At 67.9% G+C, this 22,443-nt stretch carries 24 protein-coding genes; 11 read left to right on the forward strand and 13 right to left on the reverse strand.

Annotated elements, in window-relative coordinates:
- Positions 1 to 45: 45 nt before the first annotated feature.
- From ACK4IU_RS05920 to ACK4IU_RS05930, 3 genes are read right to left on the reverse strand one after another with little or no spacing between them, the layout of a single operon-like run.
- The gene (locus ACK4IU_RS05920; protein WP_409732614.1) at positions 46 to 816 is read right to left on the reverse strand and encodes a phosphate/phosphite/phosphonate ABC transporter substrate-binding protein; all 771 of its coding nucleotides are present in this window, start codon (positions 814 to 816) and stop codon (positions 46 to 48) included.
- The gene (locus ACK4IU_RS05925; protein WP_149588018.1) at positions 813 to 1,247 is read right to left on the reverse strand and encodes a TerB family tellurite resistance protein; all 435 of its coding nucleotides are present in this window, start codon (positions 1,245 to 1,247) and stop codon (positions 813 to 815) included. The genes ACK4IU_RS05920 and ACK4IU_RS05925 overlap by 4 nt, the downstream gene beginning before the upstream one ends.
- A gap of 9 nt (positions 1,248 to 1,256) precedes the next feature.
- Positions 1,257 to 2,054 carry a 23S rRNA (adenine(2030)-N(6))-methyltransferase RlmJ gene (locus tag ACK4IU_RS05930; RefSeq protein WP_409732616.1) on the reverse strand — a complete coding sequence of 266 codons (798 nt, stop codon included), beginning with the start codon at positions 2,052 to 2,054 and terminating at the stop codon, positions 1,257 to 1,259.
- A gap of 103 nt (positions 2,055 to 2,157) precedes the next feature.
- Between ACK4IU_RS05930 and ACK4IU_RS05935 the strand changes: the two genes are divergently transcribed.
- Positions 2,158 to 2,817: a TerC family protein gene (locus tag ACK4IU_RS05935; RefSeq protein ID WP_409732618.1), complete on the forward strand. Its 660-nt coding sequence runs from the start codon at positions 2,158 to 2,160 to the stop codon at positions 2,815 to 2,817.
- A 9-nt stretch (positions 2,818 to 2,826) separates the two neighbouring features.
- Here ACK4IU_RS05935 and ACK4IU_RS05940 read toward each other — a convergent pair whose 3' ends face one another.
- Positions 2,827 to 3,675 (reverse strand): glycosyltransferase, encoded by an 849-nt coding sequence (locus tag ACK4IU_RS05940; protein WP_409732620.1) that lies wholly within the window; start codon positions 3,673 to 3,675, stop codon positions 2,827 to 2,829.
- Between the two features lie 147 nt (positions 3,676 to 3,822).
- On the opposite strand from ACK4IU_RS05940, the gene ACK4IU_RS05945 reads away from it, so the two are divergent.
- On the forward strand, positions 3,823 to 4,278 hold the full coding sequence (locus tag ACK4IU_RS05945; protein WP_409732622.1) for an META domain-containing protein: 456 nt from the start codon (positions 3,823 to 3,825) through the stop codon (positions 4,276 to 4,278).
- Between the two features lie 63 nt (positions 4,279 to 4,341).
- On the opposite strand, the gene ACK4IU_RS05950 is transcribed toward ACK4IU_RS05945, so the two are convergent.
- The 4 genes from ACK4IU_RS05950 to ACK4IU_RS05965 all read right to left on the reverse strand — a co-directional run bounded on the left by ACK4IU_RS05950 (position 4,342) and on the right by ACK4IU_RS05965 (position 8,269).
- On the reverse strand, positions 4,342 to 5,268 hold the full coding sequence (locus ACK4IU_RS05950) for a porin (protein ID WP_409732623.1): 927 nt from the start codon (positions 5,266 to 5,268) through the stop codon (positions 4,342 to 4,344).
- Positions 5,269 to 5,463: 195 nt separating this feature from the next.
- The gene (locus ACK4IU_RS05955; RefSeq protein ID WP_409732625.1) at positions 5,464 to 7,107 is read right to left on the reverse strand and encodes a CTP synthase; all 1,644 of its coding nucleotides are present in this window, start codon (positions 7,105 to 7,107) and stop codon (positions 5,464 to 5,466) included.
- Positions 7,108 to 7,255: 148 nt separating this feature from the next.
- Positions 7,256 to 7,669, reverse strand: coding sequence for a preprotein translocase subunit SecG (secG, locus tag ACK4IU_RS05960; RefSeq protein ID WP_409732627.1), 414 nt, complete (start codon positions 7,667 to 7,669; stop codon positions 7,256 to 7,258).
- A gap of 204 nt (positions 7,670 to 7,873) precedes the next feature.
- The gene (locus ACK4IU_RS05965; RefSeq protein WP_409732629.1) at positions 7,874 to 8,269 is read right to left on the reverse strand and encodes a DUF6524 family protein; all 396 of its coding nucleotides are present in this window, start codon (positions 8,267 to 8,269) and stop codon (positions 7,874 to 7,876) included.
- A 137-nt stretch (positions 8,270 to 8,406) separates the two neighbouring features.
- On the opposite strand from ACK4IU_RS05965, the gene ACK4IU_RS05970 reads away from it, so the two are divergent.
- Positions 8,407 to 9,699, forward strand: a complete 1,293-nt coding sequence (locus ACK4IU_RS05970; protein WP_409732631.1) for an adenylosuccinate synthase — start codon at positions 8,407 to 8,409, stop codon at positions 9,697 to 9,699.
- A gap of 58 nt (positions 9,700 to 9,757) precedes the next feature.
- Positions 9,758 to 10,018 carry a DUF2842 domain-containing protein gene (locus ACK4IU_RS05975; RefSeq protein ID WP_409732633.1) on the forward strand — a complete coding sequence of 87 codons (261 nt, stop codon included), beginning with the start codon at positions 9,758 to 9,760 and terminating at the stop codon, positions 10,016 to 10,018.
- A gap of 26 nt (positions 10,019 to 10,044) precedes the next feature.
- Here ACK4IU_RS05975 and ACK4IU_RS05980 read toward each other — a convergent pair whose 3' ends face one another.
- Positions 10,045 to 12,234: a hypothetical protein gene (locus ACK4IU_RS05980; RefSeq protein ID WP_409732635.1), complete on the reverse strand. Its 2,190-nt coding sequence runs from the start codon at positions 12,232 to 12,234 to the stop codon at positions 10,045 to 10,047.
- Between the two features lie 136 nt (positions 12,235 to 12,370).
- On the opposite strand from ACK4IU_RS05980, the gene ACK4IU_RS05985 reads away from it, so the two are divergent.
- Positions 12,371 to 13,039 carry a thiamine diphosphokinase gene (locus tag ACK4IU_RS05985; protein ID WP_409732637.1) on the forward strand — a complete coding sequence of 223 codons (669 nt, stop codon included), beginning with the start codon at positions 12,371 to 12,373 and terminating at the stop codon, positions 13,037 to 13,039.
- Here ACK4IU_RS05985 and ACK4IU_RS05990 read toward each other — a convergent pair.
- The 4 genes from ACK4IU_RS05990 to ACK4IU_RS06005 all read right to left on the reverse strand — a co-directional run bounded on the left by ACK4IU_RS05990 (position 13,014) and on the right by ACK4IU_RS06005 (position 16,931).
- Positions 13,014 to 13,943, reverse strand: coding sequence for a DMT family transporter (locus ACK4IU_RS05990; protein WP_409732639.1), 930 nt, complete (start codon positions 13,941 to 13,943; stop codon positions 13,014 to 13,016). The genes ACK4IU_RS05985 and ACK4IU_RS05990 overlap by 26 nt on opposite strands.
- Positions 13,944 to 14,209: 266 nt before the next feature.
- A complete protein-coding gene (locus tag ACK4IU_RS05995; protein WP_409732641.1) occupies positions 14,210 to 15,589 on the reverse strand; it encodes an L-serine ammonia-lyase in 1,380 nt (459 codons plus the stop codon).
- Complete coding sequence (locus tag ACK4IU_RS06000; RefSeq protein WP_409732643.1) at positions 15,589 to 16,254, reverse strand: glutathione S-transferase family protein; 666 nt, start codon at positions 16,252 to 16,254, stop codon at positions 15,589 to 15,591. The genes ACK4IU_RS05995 and ACK4IU_RS06000 overlap by 1 nt, the downstream gene beginning before the upstream one ends.
- On the reverse strand, positions 16,251 to 16,931 hold the full coding sequence (locus tag ACK4IU_RS06005; RefSeq protein WP_409732645.1) for a glutathione S-transferase family protein: 681 nt from the start codon (positions 16,929 to 16,931) through the stop codon (positions 16,251 to 16,253). The genes ACK4IU_RS06000 and ACK4IU_RS06005 overlap by 4 nt, the downstream gene beginning before the upstream one ends.
- 164 nt (positions 16,932 to 17,095) lie before the next feature.
- Between ACK4IU_RS06005 and ACK4IU_RS06010 the strand changes: the two genes are divergently transcribed.
- The 6 genes from ACK4IU_RS06010 to ACK4IU_RS06035 all read left to right on the forward strand — a co-directional run bounded on the left by ACK4IU_RS06010 (position 17,096) and on the right by ACK4IU_RS06035 (position 22,308).
- Positions 17,096 to 17,635 (forward strand): hypothetical protein, encoded by a 540-nt coding sequence (locus ACK4IU_RS06010; protein ID WP_409732647.1) that lies wholly within the window; start codon positions 17,096 to 17,098, stop codon positions 17,633 to 17,635.
- A gap of 89 nt (positions 17,636 to 17,724) precedes the next feature.
- A complete protein-coding gene (gene rpiA, locus ACK4IU_RS06015) occupies positions 17,725 to 18,510 on the forward strand; it encodes a ribose-5-phosphate isomerase RpiA (protein ID WP_409732649.1) in 786 nt (261 codons plus the stop codon).
- 98 nt (positions 18,511 to 18,608) lie between these two features.
- Positions 18,609 to 19,967, forward strand: coding sequence for a glutathione-disulfide reductase (gor, locus tag ACK4IU_RS06020; protein ID WP_409732651.1), 1,359 nt, complete (start codon positions 18,609 to 18,611; stop codon positions 19,965 to 19,967).
- Positions 19,968 to 20,042: 75 nt separating this feature from the next.
- A complete protein-coding gene (gene hflK / locus ACK4IU_RS06025) occupies positions 20,043 to 21,227 on the forward strand; it encodes an FtsH protease activity modulator HflK (protein WP_409732653.1) in 1,185 nt (394 codons plus the stop codon).
- On the forward strand, positions 21,224 to 22,123 hold the full coding sequence (hflC, locus tag ACK4IU_RS06030) for a protease modulator HflC (protein WP_409732777.1): 900 nt from the start codon (positions 21,224 to 21,226) through the stop codon (positions 22,121 to 22,123). The genes hflK and hflC overlap by 4 nt, the downstream gene beginning before the upstream one ends.
- On the forward strand, positions 22,120 to 22,308 hold the full coding sequence (locus ACK4IU_RS06035) for a DUF2065 domain-containing protein (RefSeq protein WP_409732655.1): 189 nt from the start codon (positions 22,120 to 22,122) through the stop codon (positions 22,306 to 22,308). Before hflC ends, ACK4IU_RS06035 begins: the two co-directional genes overlap by 4 nt.
- The last annotated feature ends 135 nt before the right edge of the window (positions 22,309 to 22,443 follow it).

Here is a 22,443-nt window from a genome sequence, read left to right on the forward strand (position 1 = left end):
CAACGGCGATTTGGCCGTTCGACGGGTCGCGCGACGGCAATTTGATCAGATCAGGGCGGCAATCTGCTCGGGCGGGGGCGGATCGGGCACGGCGAGGTAATCCGCGACCGGCAGACGCAGGAAGCCTTTCAGCCGCAGGGCGGTCCGGTCGTCCGGGGCCAGTGCCGCGACGGCCTCGCTGACGGCATCGAAGATCGGGGCAGGGTCCTGTCCCCGGGCCGTGATGAAGGGCAGGCCGGGGGTCGGGTCGGTCAGCGCGACGATGCGCAGCGCCGCAACTTCGGGGTCGAGGTCGCAGAGGAGTGCATGGGTGACCGCGTCAAGCGCAGCGATGTCTGCGGCGCCCTCGATGACGGCCCGTGCCGACAGGCGATGCCCGCCCGTCTGCACCCCCGGCAAGAGGCTGATGCCCAATTTCGCCGCATGGCTCTGCGGTGCGGCCCAGCCGGATTGCGACAGGGGCTCGTTGTAGGCCAGCCGCGCGCCGTGGAATTCGGACAGGTGGCGGCGCGGGTCGTCCGGTCGGGCGACGAAGACCGAGCGATAGTGGCCCGGCGGGCAGCCCGCGACCCCGTAGTCCGGCGTGCCGACATAGGCCACGCGGTCGTGCAACCGGGCGCGGAACGGATAGCCGCAGGTCTGCGACAGGACGAGGTCGGGCGCGGTCCAGGCATCCCAATAGGCGTGTTCGCCCCGGGTCAGCGTCTCGGGCGCCGCGACGCCCCGCCCGCGCAGCCCGGTGCGGATCAGCGCCCAGAGCCGGTCGTTCGCCCCCTGCGCCGGGCCGAAGTCATACATCCCGAGGCTGGCGATCATTCCCGTTCGGCCTTTTGCCGAGCGAGCGAGGATTCGACATCTGTCAGCCCCAGAAGATTCGCCACCAGCCGCATCAGCCGGTCCTCTTGCGCCTCGCGCAGACCATCCGCCAGCGCCACCGACCAGAGCGCGGTCATCAGGTCCGCCCGGTCCTCCAGCGGCACCGCCTCCTTCAGCGCGCGGGTAAAGCGGACGGTGTCGGGCGCCTCGGCCTCCAGCGCCTCGGCCTCGGTCCGCAGCCGCGCGGTGGCGAAGGGGTCAAGCCCGTAGCGGCGCGCGAGCACGCGGTCGATCCGCTCGACCTCCTCGGCGGCGTAAAGCCCGTCGGTGCGGGCAACGCGGACCAGAAGCGCGGCCAGCGCCAGCTGGGCGTCGGGTTCCGGCAGGCGGGCGGGTTCGGGGGCCAGAAGGCGGCGGAGAAGCTCGATCATGCGCCGAACCTAGGGCTTTGCGGCGGGCTTGGAAAGCCGGGCAAACCGGGACGTGATCCCGGCCAGTTCCCCGGCCAGCCCGTAGGGTGGGTTGACGATGAAGAGGCCCGAGCCTTCCATCCGGTGCCCCTCGCGCGCCGGCGGAAAGCGGACCTCGTGGCGCAGGCCCTCGGGGAAAGCGGCCTCCAGCGCCTTCAGCATCGGGCCATGCGCGCCGCCCTTCAGGATCGGATACCACAGGATGAGGCAGCCCACGTTCCACTTGCGATGGATGTTCGCCATGTGGCGCGGGATCGCCTCGTAATCCGCCTTAACCTCGTAAGACGGGTCGATCAGCATCAGCCCCCGGCGCGGGGTGGGGGGCGTCAGCGCGAGCGCCAGCTCGAACCCGTCGCGCCTGTGGACATGCGCGCCCCAGTCCTTCGCGACCCGGGCCAGCGCGTCGTGTTCCTGCGGATGCAGCTCGGCCAGGTGCAGGCTGTCGCCTTCGCGCAGGCCCAGCGCCGCGATCAGGGGAGAGCCGGGATAGGCCCGAGCGCCATATTGCGCCCGCGCCTCCTCAAGCCGCTGCCGGTAGGGGTGATCGGGCGGAAACAGCCCCTCGGCCAGCGCGATCCCCGCAGCCGCCTCTCCGGTCCTGACCGCCTCGGCGGCGCCGAGGTCATAGACCCCGCGCCCCGCATGGGTCTCGATATAGGTCAGCGGCTTGTCCTTGCGGGTCAGGTAGTCCAGCACCCAGGCCAGTGCCGCGTGCTTGTGGACATCCGCCAGGTTCCCGGCGTGGTAGAGGTGCTGGTAGGAAAGCATGTCCTTGCCCTAGCCGGCTTTCGCCCGCTTGGGAAGCGGAGGCGCGCTTGCAGGCCTTTCCGGAACGGCGTAGGAGCGGCGCGCCGGGGAAGCGGAGGATGCGATGGAAATCTTCACCTATCAGGGGCTGGTCGCCCTGATGCAGGTCATCGGCATTGATCTGGTGCTGGCGGGCGACAATGCCATCGTCATCGGCCTCGCCGCTGCCGGGTTGCCGAAGGACCAGCGCAGGAAGGCAATCCTCGTCGGCATCCTTGCCGCCACGGTCATGCGCATCGGCTTTGCGCTGATTACCACGCAGCTTCTGGAGATCATCGGCCTTCTCCTGGTCGGCGGCCTGCTTCTGCTCTGGGTCTGCTGGAAGATGTGGCGCGAGTTGCAGACCAGCCATGCCGAGGAACACGCCGCCGTCGAGGCGCTGGCCGAGGCCGACCTGAACGCCGACGGCACGGTTGCGGGGGGCGCTCCGCGCAAGACGCTGGCCCAGGCCGTGACCCAGATCGTCATCGCCGACGTGTCGATGAGCCTCGACAACGTTCTGGCCGTGGCCGGGGCCGCGCACGGGCATCCGACCGTGCTGGTGGTCGGTCTGATCCTGTCGATCGCGCTGATGGGGCTTGCGGCCAGCTATATCGCCAATCTCTTGAACCGTTTCCGCTGGATCGCCTACATCGGGTTGCTCATCATCCTCTACGTCGCGCTGAAGATGATGTGGGAAGGCTGGCACCAGGTCGAGCCGGTCGTACTGGGAATGCTGCACTAGGCGCCTCGGTCAGGCGTCATCCTCGTCTGCGGGCAAGTCGGATTGCCGGCCCGAGAGCACGGCCTCGAGTTCGCGCCGCCGCCTCTCTTCCTTCCGGGCGATGGCCTTCAGGATGTCCCGGCGGTCGGGGCAGAAATGCAGCACGTCTGCCCGCCGCTGCCGCATGATCGCCAGGTCCTGCCGCAGCTTGCGCACCCGGTCCTCCTTGGACTGGAACGACAGGCCGATGCTGCGACGATAGCGCAGAAGCCGGTCCTCCAGCCAGGTGACGCTGCCCAGCAGGCGGGCGCGGAACATCAGCACCTGGTCCTCGAAGACCTCGCTTTCGGTGATCGGCCCGAAATGGTCGAACAGATCACGGTGCCACGCGCTGCTGGCGCCGAGGGCATGCGAGACGGCCTTGGCCAGGTCAGGCAGGGATTTCTGCTGCAAGGCCTCGGGGCGTGTCCGGTTGCGCTGCTTGTCCAGCGCCACGCCCGCGGCGTCCATGTCCGTCACGTTGGAATAGACATAGCGCGGATCGTCCCGCGCGATGGCCTCGGCGATCACGCGGGCGCGCCGGGTTTCCGAGATGTCGTCGCCCGCATTGTAGATCAGCCAGTCCGAGGTCGTGAGGTCGAAGAGTCGGTTCACATGGCCGATCAGGCCGAGGTTCTGTGGATTGCGGTTCAGGACGATCCGGTGCGGCCCGGTGTAGGCCGCGGCCATGTCGGACATGATGCGGAAGGTATCGTCGGGCGAACAGTCGTCGGTCAGTACGATTTCCAGATCGGGATGGTCCTGCGCGAAGGCGGCGGCCACGGTGTCGGCGATGAAGGCTTCCTGCCGGTAGGCCATGACGACAAGGGACAGACGCATTCGGGGCTCCTCGGGACGCCGAGACTATGCGGCGCGGTGCGGCCCGGTGCAACCGGGCCCTGCCTGTCGGCCCGGTGGCGCGAAAGTTCCGGTTTGGTGGCCGGCCCCAAGGCAGTAGACTGGAGTCAAGCCACAGGGAGTCCTCGGATGCCGCGTGCCGTTCCCCTTGTCCTAGCCGCTGCGCTGGCCCTCCAGCCCCTTGCCGCGCTTGCCTGCGACCAGCCGCTTCCGCCGGGCTTCGACGGAGACCTGCCCGAGGACGCCTCGCTGTCGGTCGGTCGGCTGACCGACCGCCAGTGGGAGTTGCGGACGATCGACGGAGACCCGATCCCCGACACGGCGGATGTCTGGCTGACCATCACGGCCGAAGGCGCGGTCTCGGGCCGAGCGGGCTGCAACCGGTATGTCGGACGGGCGGACCTGGATGCGGGAGTGCTGGTGTTCGGCCCGCTGGCCACAACGCAGATGGCCTGCGACGAACGCACGATGGAACTGGAGGCCGCCTACCTGAAGGTGCTGGGGGAGGTGCGGGGCTTTGTCGTCTCGCCCGAGGGGCTGTGGCTCACGCGCGAGGACGGGTCGGCGGCGGTTTGCCTTGGATGAGGTGCCGGCCGTGATGTGACGGGCAAGGCTCTGCGCCTTGCCCATGTGGTCGCGCAGGTTGTCTCAGAAGGCCGAGGTCAGCCCGGCATTGATCGCGCTGTGCCGCGGGTTGAAGACCGAATCCGCCACGCTATTCAGCGGCGCTTCCGAACCCTTTCCGCCCAGCGGGACGGTCAGGCCGAACCGCAGCGTGTCGAGATTGCCGTCTCCCAGTCCACCGGCCGAAAGGTCGGTCCGCGCCAGCTCGACCGATGCGGTCGCGTTCATGCCGACCATGTCGGCAAGCGAATAGCCGACGCCGATGCCCATCGTTGTTGCGTCAAGGTCAACAATGTCCAGCGATGTCCGGCTCAGCCCGCCGAAAAGCGAGACCTTGTCGTTGACCGAATAGGTGGTGGCAAGGCCGAGGAAGTCGAGATCGACATCCGTGCCGGGCGTGTCGATCGTGGTGCGCTGGAAGGCGGCTCCGAGGGTCAGGTTCGACATCACCGTGTATTTTGCGCTCAGCCCGGCATCCCGGAAATCGACATCCGGACCCAGCGAGGGGCTGGTCTCCGACGTGCCGACGAAACCGCCCAGGGACAGGTCGCCGCTATCATATCCGGCCGAAACGCCGGTGGATTTCAGTGCGATGTCGATCGGCAGGATATCCGCCCCGAGGGTCAGCCTTTCGTGGTAAAGGCCCACAGACATGCCGCCGCCGAAGGCATAGCTGCCGCGAAGACCGATGAAGTCGGCATTCAGGTCGAAGGGCACGTCATCGATCTTCACGCCCAGGAAGCCCGCATCGACCCCGAGGGCCAGGCCGTTGCCGAAATCCACGCTGGCACGCCCGTCCAGGCTGGTCGTCCGCAGATCCTGCGGAATGTCCGAGACATCGTGAAACCCCAGACCAAGGGTGACGGCACCGGATACGCTTACATCCTGTGCAAGGGCAACCGAAGGCCCGGCAATTGTTACCAGACTGACTGCAAGAGCTATCTTCTTCATGATCACTGCCTCTTTTTGCACCGCCTTGCGGGCGGCTTTCTGAATTGTTTCCAGACTCTGCGCCTGTCGCACGATTGTTGCAATTCTTCGAATACCTGGCTTCGGCAATTACGTTCCGGCTGTGACGTTTCCACATCACGGCAAGGATCCGGTCAGACGACCGACTGCAAGGGAGGTACAGGAGATCAGCGCCCGTCAAACCAGGCGCGAGACCTCGACGGCGGCACGCACGAAATCGGCAAACAGCGGATGGGGCGCGAAGGGTTTCGACTTCAACTCGGGGTGGAACTGCACGCCGATGAACCACGGATGATCCTTGACCTCGACGATCTCGGGCAGCTTGCCGTCGGGCGACATGCCGCTGAAGATCAGGCCGCATTTCTCGAGGTCGTCGCGATACTGGATGTCCACCTCGTAGCGGTGGCGGTGGCGTTCCTCGATCACAGTGGTGCCATAGACCTGCGCCACCTTCGAGCCTTCCTTCAGGTTCGCGGTATAGGCGCCCAGGCGCATGGTCCCGCCCTTGGCATCGTCGGCCTTGCGCCGGACGGTGTGGTTGCCCTGGACCCATTCCTTCAGGTGATAGACCACGGGGGTGAAGCGCCTGGCGCCGGCCTCGTGATCGAACTCCTCGGACCCGGCATTCTTCACGCCGACCAGGTTCCGCGCCGCCTCGATCACCGCCATCTGCATGCCGAGGCAGATGCCGAGATAGGGGATCTTCTTTTCCCGCGCGAAGGTCGCGGCGCGGATCTTGCCTTCGGTCCCGCGTTCGCCAAAGCCGCCGGGGACGAGGATCCCGTGGAAATCCTCCAGCCAGGGGGCGGGGTCCTCGCGCTCGAAGATCTCGGCGTCGATCCACTCGGCGCGGACCCTGGTGCGGTTCGCCATGCCGCCGTGGGTCAGCGCCTCGGCGATGGATTTGTAGGCGTCTTCCAGCTGCGTGTACTTGCCGACGATGGCGATGCGCACCTCGCCTTCGGGATGGGTGATGCGGTCCATCACGTCCTCCCAGCGGGCGAGATTGGGCTTGGGTGCAGGCGTGATGCCGAAGGCGTCGAGCACGGCCTGGTCGAGGCCGGCGCGGTGATAGGCCAGCGGGGCCTCGTAGATCGTCTTCAGGTCGTAGGCCGGGATCACCGCCTCTTTGCGCACGTTGCAGAAGAGGGCAATCTTTTCCCGTTCGCGGTCCGGGATCGGATGCTCGGAACGGCAGACGAGCACGTCGGGAGCAAGGCCGATGGATTGCAGTTCCTTGACGCTGTGCTGGGTGGGCTTGGTCTTGAGCTCCCCCGAGGCCGAAAGATAGGGCAAGAGCGTCAGGTGCATCAGGATCGACTGGCCGCGCGGGCGTTCGTGGATGAACTGGCGGATCGCCTCGAAGAAGGGCAGGCCCTCGATGTCGCCGACCGTGCCGCCGATCTCGCACAGCATGAAATCGACCTCGTCATCGCCGATGCGCAGGAAGTCCTTGATCTCGTTGGTGACGTGGGGAATGACCTGGATGGTTTTGCCCAGGTAATCGCCGCGGCGCTCCTTTTCCAGCACGTTGGAATAGATCCGGCCGGAGGAGATGGAATCCGTCGTCCGCGCATGGACGCCGGTGAAGCGTTCGTAGTGGCCGAGGTCGAGGTCGGTCTCGGCCCCGTCGTCGGTCACGAAGACCTCGCCGTGTTCGAAGGGCGACATCGTGCCGGGATCGACGTTCAGGTAGGGGTCGAGCTTGCGGAGCCGTACGGTGTAGCCGCGGGCCTGCAGAAGCGCGCCGAGCGCGGCGGAGGCAAGGCCCTTGCCGAGAGAGGAGACAACGCCGCCGGTGATGAAGATGTAACGCGCCAAGGCGGACTCCCGTGTTTGTCGGCGATTCGGCAGGGGTGGAATCGCTGCACCACGGGAGTTGACCTATAGCCGCTCCCGCAGAGGTTAGCAACGCCTTGCCCGCTAGATCATGCGGGCAAAGCCAGAAGGAACTGCAATCGGTTGTGGGTCAGTTGCCCGTGGCCGGGGCGACGGGTTCATCCGCGCGCTGCGGCGTGACCGGCGCGTCGCCGGCACCGGTCGTCGTTCCCGGCAGCGTCAGGTCGGTGCCGGCGAGGCCACCGCCGGTTGCCGGGGCCGTGGTCGCGGGCGCGTCCGCCGGCGCGGTCGTCGCCGCGCTGTCCACGACCGAACCGCCCTCGCCGCCGCGGGTGGCCAGGATGGTCAGGGTGATCGAGGTGACGATGAAGGCCGCCGCGAAGATCCAGGTCAACTTGGTCAGCGCCGTCGCCGCGCCCCGGGCCGACATCGTGCCGCCGCCGCCGCCCATGCCGAGCCCGCCGCCTTCGGAGCGCTGCAGCAGCACCACGCCGATGAGAAGGAGCGCGAGGATCAGGTGGATGGTGAGGATGACGTTTTCCATGCGGGTCCCGAAAGCTGACGCGCCTATCTAGGCGGAAGGGGACCGGGGCGCAAGGGTCGGCTTCCGGACGGAGGAGCCGTCCTTGCGGCATCGGGCCGCGCGGACGGCGCTGCCGCGCGCGCTTGGCCGGGCCCGCACGGCTGGCCGGCGCGGGTGCCTCCGGCGGGAGTATTTGGGAAAGGGCAAGGGTTTGGAGCGCAGAGCTCAGCCGTCGACCTCGTCGGTGGTCTGCTGGCCGGACAGGCGCTGGCGCAGGATCGACCAGGACATGCCCACGCCGAGGATCAGCGACAGGACCAGGATGCCGAGCCAGGTGTTCAGCGCCGAATTGTCAAGGCCGAGGAGACCCCAGTCGGTCAGCACCCAGAGGCCGGCGGCGAAGATCGCGGCGATGACGGCGGCGCCGAGGAGGCCGATCGAGCGCATGGTGGCGACCAGGTAGACCATCGCCGCGACGCCAAGGACGAGGCCCGTGAAGGCGATCAGCGGGGTCTGTTCGCCCCAGGCCGACCGTGCCCAGGCGACATAGTTCCAGGACGTCGGGTTGAAGATCGCGGCGAGGAGGAGGAAGGCGCCGAGCCAGCGGAGGAGAAAGCCCATTGTCCAGTCCCGGAGGGTTGCAGTTCCGGCATGCTACCCCGGCGCACGGCGCAGGCAAGTGGTCGAATTGCAGGGTTTCCCCCCCGCCTGCCTGTCGCTATACCCCGCTTGGTTTCGGGACTGACTCGGGGAATGACATGGCCAACGTCGTCGTGGTGGGTGCCCAGTGGGGCGATGAGGGCAAGGGCAAGCTGGTGGACTGGCTGTCCGAACGCGCCGACGTGATCGCGCGGTTCCAGGGCGGGCACAACGCAGGGCACACCCTGGTGATCGGCGAGACGGTTTACAAGCTGTCGCTCCTGCCCTCGGGGATCGTGCGGCCGGGCAAGCTTTCCGTGATCGGCAACGGGGTCGTGGTGGACCCTTGGCACCTGGTGACCGAGATCGAGAAGCTGCGCGGGCAGGGAGTCGAGATCGGCCCCGAGAACCTGATGCTGGCCGAGAACGCCAGCCTGATCCTGCCGATCCATGGCGAGCTGGACCGCGGGCGCGAGGCGCAGACCTCGGTGGCAAGGATCGGCACCACCGGGCGCGGCATCGGTCCGGCCTACGAGGACAAGGTCGGCCGCCGGGCGATCCGGGTCGCCGATCTGTTCGATGCGGCGACGCTGGAGACCCGGATCGGTCGCCTCCTGACCCATCACAACGCGCTGCGGGCAGGCCTCGGTCTGGATCCGGTGGACGCGCAGGCGCTGAAGGCGCAGCTGCTGGATATCGCGCCGAAGCTGAAGCCCTATGCCGGCCCCGTCTGGAAGGTCCTGAACGAGGCGCGGCGGGCAGGCAAGCGGATCCTCTTCGAGGGCGCGCAGGGCTCGCTTCTGGACATCGACTACGGGACCTATCCCTATGTCACCTCTTCGAACACGATCGCCGGACAGGCGGCGACCGGCACCGGGCTGGGGCCGACGGCCATCGACTTCGTGCTGGGGATCGTCAAGGCCTATACCACCCGCGTTGGCGAGGGGCCGTTCCCTGCCGAGTTGCACGACGAGGACGGTCAGCGCCTGGGCGAGCGGGGGCACGAGTTCGGCACGGTGACGGGGCGCAAGCGGCGCTGCGGCTGGTTCGATGCGGTGTTGGTGCGGCAGACCTGCGCGACCTCCGGGGTCTCGGGAATCGCGCTCACCAAGCTCGACGTGCTGGACGGGTTCCGCACGCTGAAGATATGCGTCGGCTACGACCTGGACGGGAAACGGATGGACTACCTGCCGATCGCGGCGGACGAACAGGCCCGCTGCAAGCCGATCTACGAAGAGATGGAAGGCTGGTCGGAAACGACCGCCAGCGCGCGGTCCTGGGCCGATCTGCCGGGTGCTGCCATCAAGTATGTCCGGCGGATCGAGGAGCTGATCCAATGCCCGGTCGCCCTGCTGTCCACCTCGCCCGAAAGGGACGACACGATCCTCGTGACCGACCCCTTTGCCGATTGACGCGGGCGCCTATCTTGCTGTCGTGCCCGCTGATGGCAGGCTGAAGGGGAGGCCCGAGATGTCCTTGAGCTACAAGGCCCGCCGGCGCTGGGCGCTCGTGATCCTGCTGATCGGCTTGCCCGCCTATGTCGTGGCGGCGGTGACGCTGGTGGGCCTGATCGAACGGCCCACGGTCCTGGTCGAGCTGGCGATCTACGTCGGTCTCGGCTTTGCCTGGGCCTTGCCCTTCCGTTTCATCTTCCGCGGCATAGGCCAAGCCGACCCGGATGCGGCCGGCCCCGTCACGGAAAAGACGGACGGGCCGGGCCCATCCGTCTGATCAAGTTCAATTAGCGGAAAAAACCGTCAGCCAAGGCGCCGGGCCTCGGCCAGGTAGGGCGAGGTTTCCGCGAGGCTGTAATGCCCGCGCGTCACCTTCTCGATCCGCCCGGTGCGCAAGAGCGTGCCGAAGCTGCGCAGGCCGTCCTCGCGGCTGACCGGCTTGCCGCCCGCGCTGGCGACCATCCGCCGCATCAGTTGCGGGCGGGTGAACTGCGTCCGCTTCTCGACGCAGGTGGCGTAGGCGGCAGCGGCTTCAAGCAGTTCGGCCATCGACCGTGCGCCCACCGTATCGGCAAAGGCGGCAAGGCCGGCATCGTCGATCTCTGCACTGTCCTCGGCCAGATCCTCATCCTCGGCGGCTTCGGCCGCGGTGCCGTAGGACGGCTTTTCCAGCACGATGCCGCGGGCAGGGGCGGCCGAGGCGGCAACCGCGGCGCCGGCGCCGATGGCGCCCGAGAGTCGGCCGGTGCGCAGGGCCACCATCGGCTGGCCGGCGGGATTGGCCGGTGCGATTCCGGGGGCTGCCGGCGCCAGCGACGGGGCGGGAGCGGCCGGGGCGGGCGCAACAACCGGTGCCACCCGGTCGATGCGCTGTTCCGAAACCAGGACCAGCGGGGGAGGGCTGATCATGCCGGGACGGATGGTGCCGGGACGCGGTTCGTGCGGCCGGATGTTGACGGACTTGCGGCGGGTCGGCTTGACCTCGGGCGGAGCTGGGGGCGCTTCGGCCTCGTCGGGCTGGATCGCTTCGGCCAGATCGTCGCGGTACGGGTCGAGGTTCGTGTCGCCGCGCGGCGCCTCGTAGTCCAGATCGGCGCGGTCCGCCTCGGTCGAGGCGACGGCGGCCTTCAGACGCGACAATGCCTCTTGCCGGCGCTTGTTCGTCTCTTCGGCCATGACCTCTTCGGCCTGTTGCATCAGGCGGGCGATCTGGTCGGACTCGCTTTCCTGCGCCTGGGACCGCATTGCAGAGGGGTCGGCCGCCGAGCCTTCCTCATCCGGGTGCAGCCGCACGACGCGCGAATTCAGCCTGCGCGACCGCCTGGCGGCCTTGGCATCCGGTCCGGCCTCGCTGGCCGCGACCTCGGCGACCGGTTCGGCCGGCGCCTCGGTCGGGGCGGCCGGGCTCGCGTCGGGACGACCCAGGTCCACGACCTCGGCCGGGGTCGGATCGGCGGCATCGTGATGGGCGAAGGCGAAGTCCGCATCCGGCTGCACGTCGTAGAGGGCCGGCGCATCCTCGGGCAGAGGATCCTCGGTCGTCAGCGCGATGGCGTTGGCCGGTCCGATGTCCGCGTCCGGATCAAGGTCCTCGGGCAGGAGATCGTCAGCCATCGCGGTGAAGGTGGTCGCCTCGGGCGCGATATCGGCCGGTGTGTCGCCGTCGAGCGCGGCAAGATCCGCGAGGTCGGCAGGATCGACAGCAGCCTCGCCCTGCGGGTCCGCATAAAGCTCGGTGTCACCGAACGGGTCGTAGGCATCGGCGAAGGATTGGATCGGCCGGGCAGCTTCCGTCCCGTCCGCGACCAGCGCCCCGAGCCGGCTTGCAACGTCGGGAATGTCATCTGCCGCAGCCTCGGCAAGAGACGTGTCGAACGGGTCGAAAGCCTGAACGGTCGGCTCGAGGTCGGTTTCCGACGCTTCGGACCAGGCACGGGACTCGTCGGGAACGGCAGGCGAAGCCAGCACCTGATTGTCCGCCGCGGCGATGTCTCCTGCTATGGCATCCGAGGGGGCGTTGGTCAGTTCGGCTGCGGCCGAAGGCACCGACCGGCGGATCCGTGCCAGCTTGGCCGCCACTCCCTCGGGAATGTCATCCTTGAGCGAGGGTTCGGCCGCGGCGGCATCGTCCTCGACCGGCGCGCCGCCATCCTGCGTCAGCCGGCTGCGACGGCGTTCGGGGGCGACATTGAACTGGATGCGCGGCGAAACGGCGGGTTCGGCAGGCGGTGCATCGACCAGCGCCTCGGCCTTCGGACCGGTGTCGCGCGCGGTGGCGGCGCCGGCAAGGCGCGCAACCTCGCGCTCGGCCAGACGGTGCAGCATGGCGGCATCCGGCGGCGGCGGCTCGGCGCCGAAGTGGCGATCCTGCGCGGCCAAGTCCCGGAAATATTCGGCGATCGCCTTCATGGTATCGAAGGGATTCTCGAACCCTTCCAGCGTGCAGCTGAAAGTCCCGTAGGACACGGTCAGAATCTTGCTTTCACTGGTCATGACTGGACAGCCTTTCGCCTTGGTCGTCGCACGATAGTCTCGGACACCGTCCTATTGCATGGACAGACCGGGGTAATTTGATGGATTGATTGTGGCCGCAGCCCGCGGAATCTGCCTTAATTGGATACAGTCTTACATGAAATCGCCGATTGTCCAGTCAACCCATGGTGTGACACTGGCGGGTGGAGGGCCAATTCCCGCGCGAGATCTTGCGCTTGCGCTGGCCCGCGCGCCGGTCGCGGTTGCGGCGGACGGCGGGGCCGACCGGCTGCTGCAACTCGGCGTCACGCCCGATGCGGTGATCGGAGACATGGACTCGATCTCCGGTGCGGCGAGGCAGGTGATTCCTGCCGAGCGCCAGCATCTGGTGGCCGAACAGGTGACTACGGATTTCGACAAGGCGCTGCGCCTGATCGAGGCGCCTATCGTCCTGGCGCTGGGCTTTGCGGGGGCGCGGCTGGACCATGGCCTTGCGGCCTTTTCCACGCTGATCGCGCGGGCGGACCGGAGGTGCATCCTGCTCGGGCCGAAGGATTTCGCCTTCGCCGCCCCGTCGCGCCTGACGCTGGACCTGCAACCGGGCGAGCCGTTTTCCCTGTTTCCGATGGCGCAGGTGAGTGGTGTCAGCACGGGGCTGGAATGGCCGATCGCCGGCATCCGCTTCGCGCCTGCCGGAATGATCGGCACGTCGAACCGGGTGATTGCCCGGCGCGTCGAGCTGGAGTTCGACCAGCCGGGGATGCTGGTCATCCTGCCGCGGCGGCGGCTCGATGCGGCGATCAGGGCGCTGCGGTCAGCGCCGTAACGGCGGCCTTGTCGCGCGCGGTCTTCCGCTCGCGATGGATGATGTAAAGGCCCGAGGAGACGATGATCGCGATGCCGATCCAGGTCAGGCGGTTCGGGAAGTCGTCGAAGATCAGGTAGCCCAGGATCACGGCGGTCACGATCTCGAAATAGTGCAGCGGGGCGAGCGTCGCCGAGGGCGCGAACTTCAGGGCATAGGTCATGCACATGTGGCTGACCGCGGCCCAGAAGCCGACCCCGAAGAGCCAGAGCCAGTTCCAGCCCTCGGGCCAGATCGGGTCGAGCGCCGCGATCCCCGACCCCTCGGCCAGGATCATCACCGGCAGGCAGAGCAGAAGTCCGGTCCAGGAGGTTTGGAACTGCATCGTCACCGGGTGCATCCAGGCCGAGATGGCGCGGGTGACCAGCATGTAGAAGGCGAAGAGGAAGGCCGTCGCAAGCGGCCAGAGCGCGACAAGACCGAAGGCGGCGAGCGAGGGCTGGATCACGAACATCGCGCCGACGAAGCCCACGGCGCAGGCGGCGATGCGGCGCGGTCCGACCTGGTCGCCGAACAGGAACCGCCCCAGGATCAGGAGGATGAAGGGCTCGACAAAGACGATGGCCAGCGCGTCAGCGATTGGCATGACCTGGATGCCCGAGACGAAGGCGAACGTCGAGACGAGGAGGAAGAGGGCGCGCAGCGCGCTGTAGCCGAGCGCCCGCGCATCCAGCCGCAGCGGCAGGCGCATGACCAGTACGACCGGCAACATCAGCGCGGTCTGCACCACGAAGCGCGCCGCCGTGACCTGCCCCACCGGCACGCCGTTCCCGGCGGCGAGCTTGGCCGCGACATCGAGCAGCGGCGCGATCACGCAGAAGGCGAGCATCAGGAGGACGCCCTGGAGGGTGGTGTCGCGGGTCATCCGACCTGACTACAAGTTGCCGCCCCGCCTCGCCTGCCTGAAAGCGACATCGCCGGTCTTCGGGCGGGTTCCGCAAGGTGCGCTGACGCGCGAGCCCTTCGTCTCGTCGTCGGGCCTTCGCCCTCCTCCTCGGGCGATGGGGGTTCCACCCGTGCCTCCGGTTTCTCGAACCGGTGGCGAAGCCATCGGCACCGCCCGGAGTATTTGCGAAAGGGCAAGCTGATTTGCCCTTTATCCAAATACTCCCGCCGGAGGCTTCCACGGCCTCAGCAGTTCGGGACGTTGACCGCGAGGCCGCCGAGCGAGGTTTCCTTGTACTTCTCGTGCATGTCGCGTCCGGTCTGCCGCATCGTCTCGATGCAGACATCCAGCGAGACGAGATGCTGGCCATCGCCGCGCAGCGAGAGAGAGGCGGCGGAGACGGCCTTGATCGCGCCAAGGCCGTTCCGTTCGATGCAGGGTACCTGCACGAGGCCCTTCACCGGATCACAGGTCATGCCGAGATGATGTTCCAGCGCGATCTCGGCGGCATTTTCCACCTGTTCCGGCGTGCCGCCGAGGACGGCGCAGAGGCCCGCGGCGGCCATGGCGGCGGCGCTGCCGACCTCGGCCTGGCAGCCACATTCGGCGCCCGAGATCGAGGCGTTGTGCTTGCAAAGTCCGCCGATCGCCGCCGCGGTCAGGAGGAAGTCGCCGACCTTGGTGACACTTGCGCCGGGCACATGGTCCAGCCAGTAGCGGATGACGGCGGGGACGACCCCGGCCGCCCCGTTGGTGGGCGCGGTGACGACCTGGCCCCCGGCGGCGTTCTCTTCGTTCACCGCCATGGCGTAAAGCGACATCCAGTCGTTGATCGTGTGGGGCGGCGTCAGGTTCAGCCCGCGTTCGGCCAGAAGGGCGTCATGGATGCCCTTGGCGCGACGGCGGACTTTCAGGCCGCCGGGCAGGATCCCCTCGCCCTTCATCCCGCGCGAGATGCAATCGTCCATCACCTGCCAGATCCGGCTGATCCCGGCGTCCAGCTCGGCGGCAGAGCGGAACTTCAGCTCGTTCGCGCGCTTCATCTGGGCGATGGTCAGGCCGGATTTGCGCGCCATCTCAAGCATCTCAGCGGCCGTCTCGAAGGGGTAGGGCACGTCGGCGCGCGCCTTGGCCATTGCGCCGCCGGCCTCGGCCAGTTCGGCGGCGGTCAGCACGAAGCCGCCGCCGATGGAATAGTAGGTCTCTTCCAGGATCACGTCGCCCTGGGCGTCGGTGGCCTTGAGGATCATGCCGTTCGCATGGCCGGGTAGCGCGGGACCGTAGTCGAAGGTCAGGTCCTTGGCGGGGTCGAAGGCGAGTGTGCCGAGGCCCGGGGCCTCAATCACCTTGGTTTCATTGATCCGGGCCAGCGCGGCCTCGGCCTTGTCGGCGTCGTAGGTGTCGGGCGCGAACCCGGCGAGGCCGAGGATCGTCGCCCGGTCGGTCGCGTGGCCGACCCCGGTGAAGGCGAGCGAGCCGTGCAGCGAGGCGCGCAGGCCCCGGAACTGGAAGGGCGAGGCGCGCATCGCCTCGAGGAAGCGCGCAGCGGCGACCATGGGGCCCATGGTGTGCGAGGAGGAGGGGCCGATCCCCACCTTGAACATGTCGAAGACGGAAAGGAACATCAGGAACCCGGGTTGGTGAAGGGGGTGGGGCCGAGGCCGTCCGAGGCCGCGACTCGGAGGGCCGCAGGGCGCGTCTCGTGCGCGGCGAGGACGGCTTTCAGATGCGGGAAATCGTCGATGCGGATGCCGTAGGGCGCGGGCGGCAACAGGATCAGCCAACGCACGAGGACGCCGATGTAGTAGCCCATCACGCCCGGATGGTCGGGCGACAGCCAGCGGGGTGATTGCGCGGCCAGCATCGCCTCGATCAGGCCCAGCCGCGCCACGATCTGTTCCTGTGCGGCGGCCTGGGCGGCGGCGGAATTCGCCTCGCCGGCTGCCCGGTGCGGGTAGAACATCGCCAGCGCCGCCTGGTGCAGCGCGTTCGAGGTGAAGAAGAGCCAGGACAGGAAGGCCCCCCTGTCCGGTTCGGTCGGCCCCGGCCCCAGTCGACCCGTCCGGTCCACAAGCCACAGCAGGATCGCCGCCGTCTCGAACATAGGGCCGTCGTCGGTTTCCAGCGCGGGGATCAGCCCTACCGGGTTCACCCTGCGGTATTCCGGGCTGGCCAGCGCTCCGCCTTCGATGTCGACGATGGCCAGGGTATGCGGCAGTTCCAGCTCTTCCAGCGCGAAGCGGACGATGGTCGAGGCGAAGTCGGGCGCATGGTGCAAGGTCAGGGTCACAGCACGCTTCCTTCAGGAGGGTTCGGATGTTCGGGCCGGGTGAAGGGATGCGGGCCGAGCCCTTCTGCCCGGGCGACGACCGGTGTCTCTACCCGCGCCTCCTGGGCCTGCGCGAGGTCCGCGAGCGCGGGGAACTCCGACAGCCGGAACCAGCGCGGGCCATCCATCGGATAGAGTGCCGACCAGCGGGTCAGGATGGCGGTGTAGACCCCGAGGGGTTTGCCGGCGGCAAAGAGGCGCGGATGCCGGGCAGCAGCGGTGTCAAGAAGGCCGAAATGCCGCAGCATCCGGGCCGCCATGATCTCGGCATGCGCGGCCCGGGCGTCCGCAGGGACATACTGGTGGGGGTAGAAGATCTGCCGCAGGTCGGCATGGACCGTGTTCGACAGGAAGAACAGCCATTGCAGGAACACCGGCCTGTCGGGATCGCCCGGCACAGGGCCCAGCCGGTGCAGGTCGGCCAGCCACAGGAGGATCGCCCCGGACTCCGCGATCGGGCCCTGTGGCGTCTCCAGGGTCGGGATCAGACCGGTCGGGTTCAGCGCGCGGTAGGCGATGCTGTCCTGCTGCCGGATCGCCCGGTTCACCAGCGCCGTGCGGTAGGGAATGCCGGCCCCGTCCAGAACGAGGCGGACGATCAGCGAGGCATTGTCCGGGGCATAGTGCAGCGTGTACATCGGCGGGCGATTTCCGGGTCCGGCACAGGATCACGCAACTCTGCGCACAAGACTGCGCAAAAAGCGACTCTCCGCGATCCGGGGGCGCACTTCGGAACCCGATCCTGTTCACCTTCCGTCAACCTTGCTCGGCCAATCTTCATGGGAAGTCGGGAGAGAGTCGCATGATCCGGATACTGATGCTGATCCCGGTGGGACTGCTTGCGGCGGCGCGATGCGCCCAGGCCGATGCCGCGTCGCTGGCCGAGGCGATTGCCCGCGCACCGGCACGGGTGGAAACGATGATCGAGGACCTGATCGCCGGCCATGGCGAGGACGGGGTGCTGTCCGCCGAAGGCATCGAGGCGCATGTCGCCCTGACCCGTGCCTCGGCGCGCGCGACGGTGCTTCGGCGCTACCTGGCGCTGGATCTGGACGCGGACGGGTCCATCGACCGGCTGGAACTGGCGACCGCCCGGCGGGCGGCCGCGGCAGGGCAGCGCGGGCGGATGGATCGCGATTTCTTCGCCGCGGATGCGGATGGCGACGGTAGCGTGGATCCTGCGGAACTGGTGGCGGCGGGTCGGGTAGCCGCGCTGCGGGCGCTGGACGAGGACGAAGCAGCGCTTTTGCGTGGACTTCTGGCCTTCGATGCGGACGGCGATGGTGGCGTCACCCGGGAAGAGATCTCGCGCGGGTTGGCGCTGGCCGGGTCAGACACCTGAGAAGTGCCGGGAGCCCGGCCGCCGGCACACAAGACACTCGCCCTGCCGCCGGCTTTGCGGTATGGCGGGGGCAAAGAGGGGAGTGTCACATGGCTGCCGAGATGTCACCGATCGACCAGGCCAAGTTCGTCGCCGCGCGGCGATCGGTGGATTTCGTCGATTCGGGGATGAAGCTGGGCCTCGGCACCGGCTCGACCGCCGCCTGGATGGTTCGCTGCCTGGCCGAACGGGTGCGGGACGACGGGCTGGACGTGACCTGTGTCGCGACCTCGACGCGCACCGCGGATCTTGCCCGGTCCTGCGGGCTCAGGGTTGTCGCCCTGGACGAGGTGAAGTGGCTGGACCTGACGATCGACGGGGCGGACGAATTCGACCAGAACCTCAACCTGATCAAGGGCGGCGGCGCGGCGCTCTTGCAGGAGAAGATCGTGGCGACGGCCAGCGACCGGATGATCGTCATTGCCGATGCGGCAAAGGAAGTGGCCCAGCTTGGCGCCTTTCCGCTGCCGGTCGAGGTGATCCCCTTCGGCTGGCAGACCACCAAGGCGCTGATCGAGGAGACGCTCTACAGCCTCGACGTGATGAACCGCGAGGTCAGCCTGCGCATGGCGGGCGATGTGCCGCTGCGCACCGACGAGGGGCATTTCCTGCTGGACCTGAACCTGAAGCGGATCGGCAACCCGCGGCAGCTGGCGCTGGTGCTGAACCAGATTCCCGGCGTGGTCGAGAACGGGTTGTTCATCGACATCTGCGACGTGGTCGTGATCGGGCAGGGCGACGGTCGGGTGACGGTGCGCGACATCAACTCGGGCCGGGTCGAGAACGGGTCGGTCGATCTGACCGAAAGCCGCAACATCTTTGCCGATCTCGACTGAGCGCGTGACTAGCCGGTAACCGAATTGCGCCAGCGGGGGCTTTCGTTCCGGGACAAGACCGCATAGCTCTGTCGCGCGGCAACGGCAGGGTGGCGGAGATGGCCTTCGACTACGATCTTTTCGTCATTGGGGGCGGGTCCGGCGGTGTCCGGGCGGCGCGTGTCGCTGCGGGCGAGCATGGTGCGCGGGTCGGTCTCGCCGAGGAAAGCCGGATGGGTGGCACCTGCGTCATCCGGGGCTGCGTGCCGAAGAAGCTGATGGTCTTCGCCAGCGCCTATCCCGAAGCCATGGCCGAGGCGCGTGAATACGGTTGGGACGTGACGGCGGGCGGCTTCGACTGGGCGCGCTTTCGCAGCCGGCTGGAGGCCGAGCTCGATCGGCTGGAAGGCGCCTACCGCAACACGCTGAAGAACGCGGGCGTCACCGTCCACGACGCGCGCGCGGTGATCGTGGACCCGCACCGCGTCCGCCTCGCCTCGGGGGAAGAGTTCACCGCGAAACATATCCTGATCGCCACCGGCGGCTGGCCCTTTGTCCCGGACATTCCGGGCCGCGAGCTGGCGGTCACCTCGAACGAGATGTTCCACCTGCCCGCGCTGCCTCGACGCGCTCTGGTGGTGGGCGGTGGCTATATCGCCAGCGAATTCGCATGTATCCTCAATGGTTTGGGAGTCGAGGTCAGCCAGTACTACCGCGGCGCCCAGATCCTGCGCGGCTTTGATGACGAGACGCGCGGCCATGTCGCCAATGCCATGCAGGCTGCGGGCATCGCCATCCATTGCGGCACCGACGTGATGCGGCTGGAAAAGGCGGCCTCCGGCATCCGTGCCGTGGCGACCGACGGCAGCGAGCGGGAGTTCGACCTCGTCCTCTACGCCACCGGGCGTCGCCCGAACACGGCCGGCCTCGGGCTGGAAGGGATCGGGATCACCCTTGGCCGCAATGGCGAGATCCCGGTGGACGCCTACAGCCAGACCGCAGTGCCCTCGGTCTTTGCCGTTGGCGACGTGACCGGCCGCATCAACCTGACCCCAGTCGCGATCCGCGAGGGCCATGCGTTCGCCGACACCGTTTTCGGCGCGAAACCCACGACCTTCGACCACGACCTCGTCGCCTCGGCCGTCTTCACCCAGCCCGAGATGGGCACGGTGGGCCTGTCCGAAGAGGCCGCTCGCGAGCGCGAGCCGATCGAGGTCTATGCCACCGCCTTCCGGCCGATGCGCACTCTGTTCGCAGGAAAGCAGGACCGGGTGATGATGAAGCTGATCGTCAGCCAGGCGACGCGCCGGGTTCTTGGCTGCCACATCGTCGCGCCCGAGGCGGGAGAGATGATCCAGCTTGCGGCGATCGCGATCCGCATGGGCGCGACGAAAGAGGATTTCGATGCCACCTGCGCGGTGCATCCGACCATGGCCGAGGAGCTGGTGACGATGCGAAAACCGGTGCGGACGGGTTGAGAGGCAGCCGGGACGGGTTGATTTCCGGCTGGATATGACCAGCTTAGGGGAAACGGAAAGAAGAGGTTCGGTTCAATGGCAGGAAGTGGCGGTCCCTGGGGCGGCGGTGGCGGCTCGGGTGGGGATGACCGGGGCGGCAGGGGCAACAACGACGACGACGGCGACCGCCGCGGCGGCCGGCCCGGAGCGGGCGGCGGGCAGATCCCCGAGATCGACCAGCTGATGAAGCGCGGCCAGGAACAGCTGCGCGTGCTGATGGGCGGGCGGGGCAACCGTGGAACGGGTGGGCCGGGCGGCGACCCGGAAGGCCCGTTGTTCACCCGGCAAAGCGTCGGCCTCGGCCTTCTGGCGATCGTCGCGGTGTGGTCCTTCATGTCCTTCTACACCGTCCGGCCCGAAGAACGCTCGGTCGAACTGTTCCTCGGTGAAAGCGCGGGGGTCGGCGATCCCGGCCTGAATTTCGCACCCTGGCCGGTCGTGACCTATGAAAAGGTCCAGGTGACGGGCGAGCGGACGACTGACATCGGCACCGGCCCGGGTCGCACCGATTCCGGCCTGATGCTGACGCGCGACCAGAACATCGTGGACATCGGCTTCCAGGTGGTCTGGAACATCTCGGACCCCGAGAAGTACCTCTTCAACCTGGCCGACCCCGAAGTCGCCATCCGCGCGGTCAGCGAAAGCGCGATGCGCGACATCATTGCCCGGTCGGAACTCTCGCCGATCCTGAACCGCGACCGCGGCGTCATCGCCTCGGACCTGCGCAAGGCGGTGCAGGCCACGCTCGACAGCTACAACGCCGGCATCAGCGTGATCCGCGTCAACCTTCAGGTTGCCCAGCCCCCGCGCGAGGTGATCGACGCCTTCCGCGCCGTGCAGGCGGCGCAGCAGGAACGCGACCGGCTGGAAAAAGAGGCCGATGCCTACGCCAACCAGGTGACTGCGGGCGCCCGGGGTGAGGTGGCCCGCCTTCTGGAGGCGGCCGAAGCCTACCGGGCCGAAGCCGTGAACTCGGCCCAGGGTGAGGCGGCGCGCTTCATCTCGGTCTACAACGAATATGTGAAGGCGCCCGACGTGACGCGGCGGCGACTTTATCTGGAAACGATGGAACGGGTGCTTGGCGGCATGAACAAGGTGATCCTCGACGGCGTGGCCGGGGCCGATGGCGGCGGTCAGGGCGTGGTGCCCTTCCTGCCCCTGAACGAGCTTGGTCGTGGGGCCGCGGCGCCCGGGGCCGCAGCTACCGGAGGGTCGAACTGATGCGGGCGATCTATGCTCTTTCCGCCCTCGTGGTGCTGCTGGTGCTGGTCCTGTCCTCGCTCTTCATCGTGGACGAACGCAAGAAGGCACTGGTGTTGCAGTTCGGTCAGGTCGTCCAGGTCAAGGAGGATGCGGGCCTCGGCTTCAAGATCCCGTTCCTTCAGGATGTCGTGCTGTACGAGGACCGCATCCTCGGCCTGCAGACCCAGCCGATCGAGGTCACCCTCCTGTCCGACCGCCGCCTGGTGGTGGACGCCTTCGCACGCTGGCGCATCGTCAATCTGATCGAGTTCCGCCAGTCGGTCGGCACCGGTGGCGAGGACCGGGCGCAGCAACTGCTCGGCAACATCCTCAGCCAGGCGATCCCCGAGGTGCTGGGCAATGCGACCCAGGACCAGGTGCTCAGCCAAGACCGGGCCGGGCTGATGAACCAGATCCTGACCATCGCCAAGCGCGAAGGCGCGGCGCTGGGGATCGACGTGATCGACGTCCGCCTGACGCGGACTGACCTGCCGGAACAGAACCTCGAGGCGACCTTCGCCCGGATGCGGGCCGAACGCGACCGCGAGGCCGCGGACGAACGCGCCCGTGGCGGCGAGGCCGCGCAGCGCGTGCGCGCGGCGGCCGACCGGACGGTGATCGAACTGACCTCGGATGCCCGGCGCCAGGCCGAGGTGATCCGCGGCGAGGCCGATGCCGAACGGAACGGCATCCTCGCGGAAGCCTACGGCCAGGATCCGGAGTTCTTCGCCTTCATCCGCTCGCTGGCGGCCTACGAGGCCAGCCTCAAGGGGGCCAATTCCTCGATCGTGATGCAGCCCGACAGCGAATTCTTCCACTACCTGCGGTCGGATCGGGGTGCGGGCGCGGCACCGGCGGCACCGCCGGTGCCGTGAGCGAGTTCTTCCTGGCACTGGGTCTGGTGCTGGCGGTCGAGGGGCTGGTGCTGGCACTGGCCCCTCGGCGCGTGGAGGATGCTTTGCGCCTGATCGCATTGCTGTCGCCGGATCGCCGGCGGATGGTCGGGCTTGGAGCCCTTGCTATCGGCGTTCTGGTCGTCTGGCTGGCGAAATCGTCCTGACGTGTGTCCGGCCGCGAATATTGTGTTCACATCCCTTTGAAACAGCGCGACGGGGTTTGCATTGCGAACCCCTTTGCCTAACTGTTTTGTCTGCGGCGACGAGCGAGGGCCGGGGTGACCCCTCCCTCCCTTTCG

Source organism: Tabrizicola flagellatus (assembly GCF_046295235.1).
Taxonomy (GTDB): domain Bacteria; phylum Pseudomonadota; class Alphaproteobacteria; order Rhodobacterales; family Rhodobacteraceae; genus Tabrizicola; species Tabrizicola flagellata_A.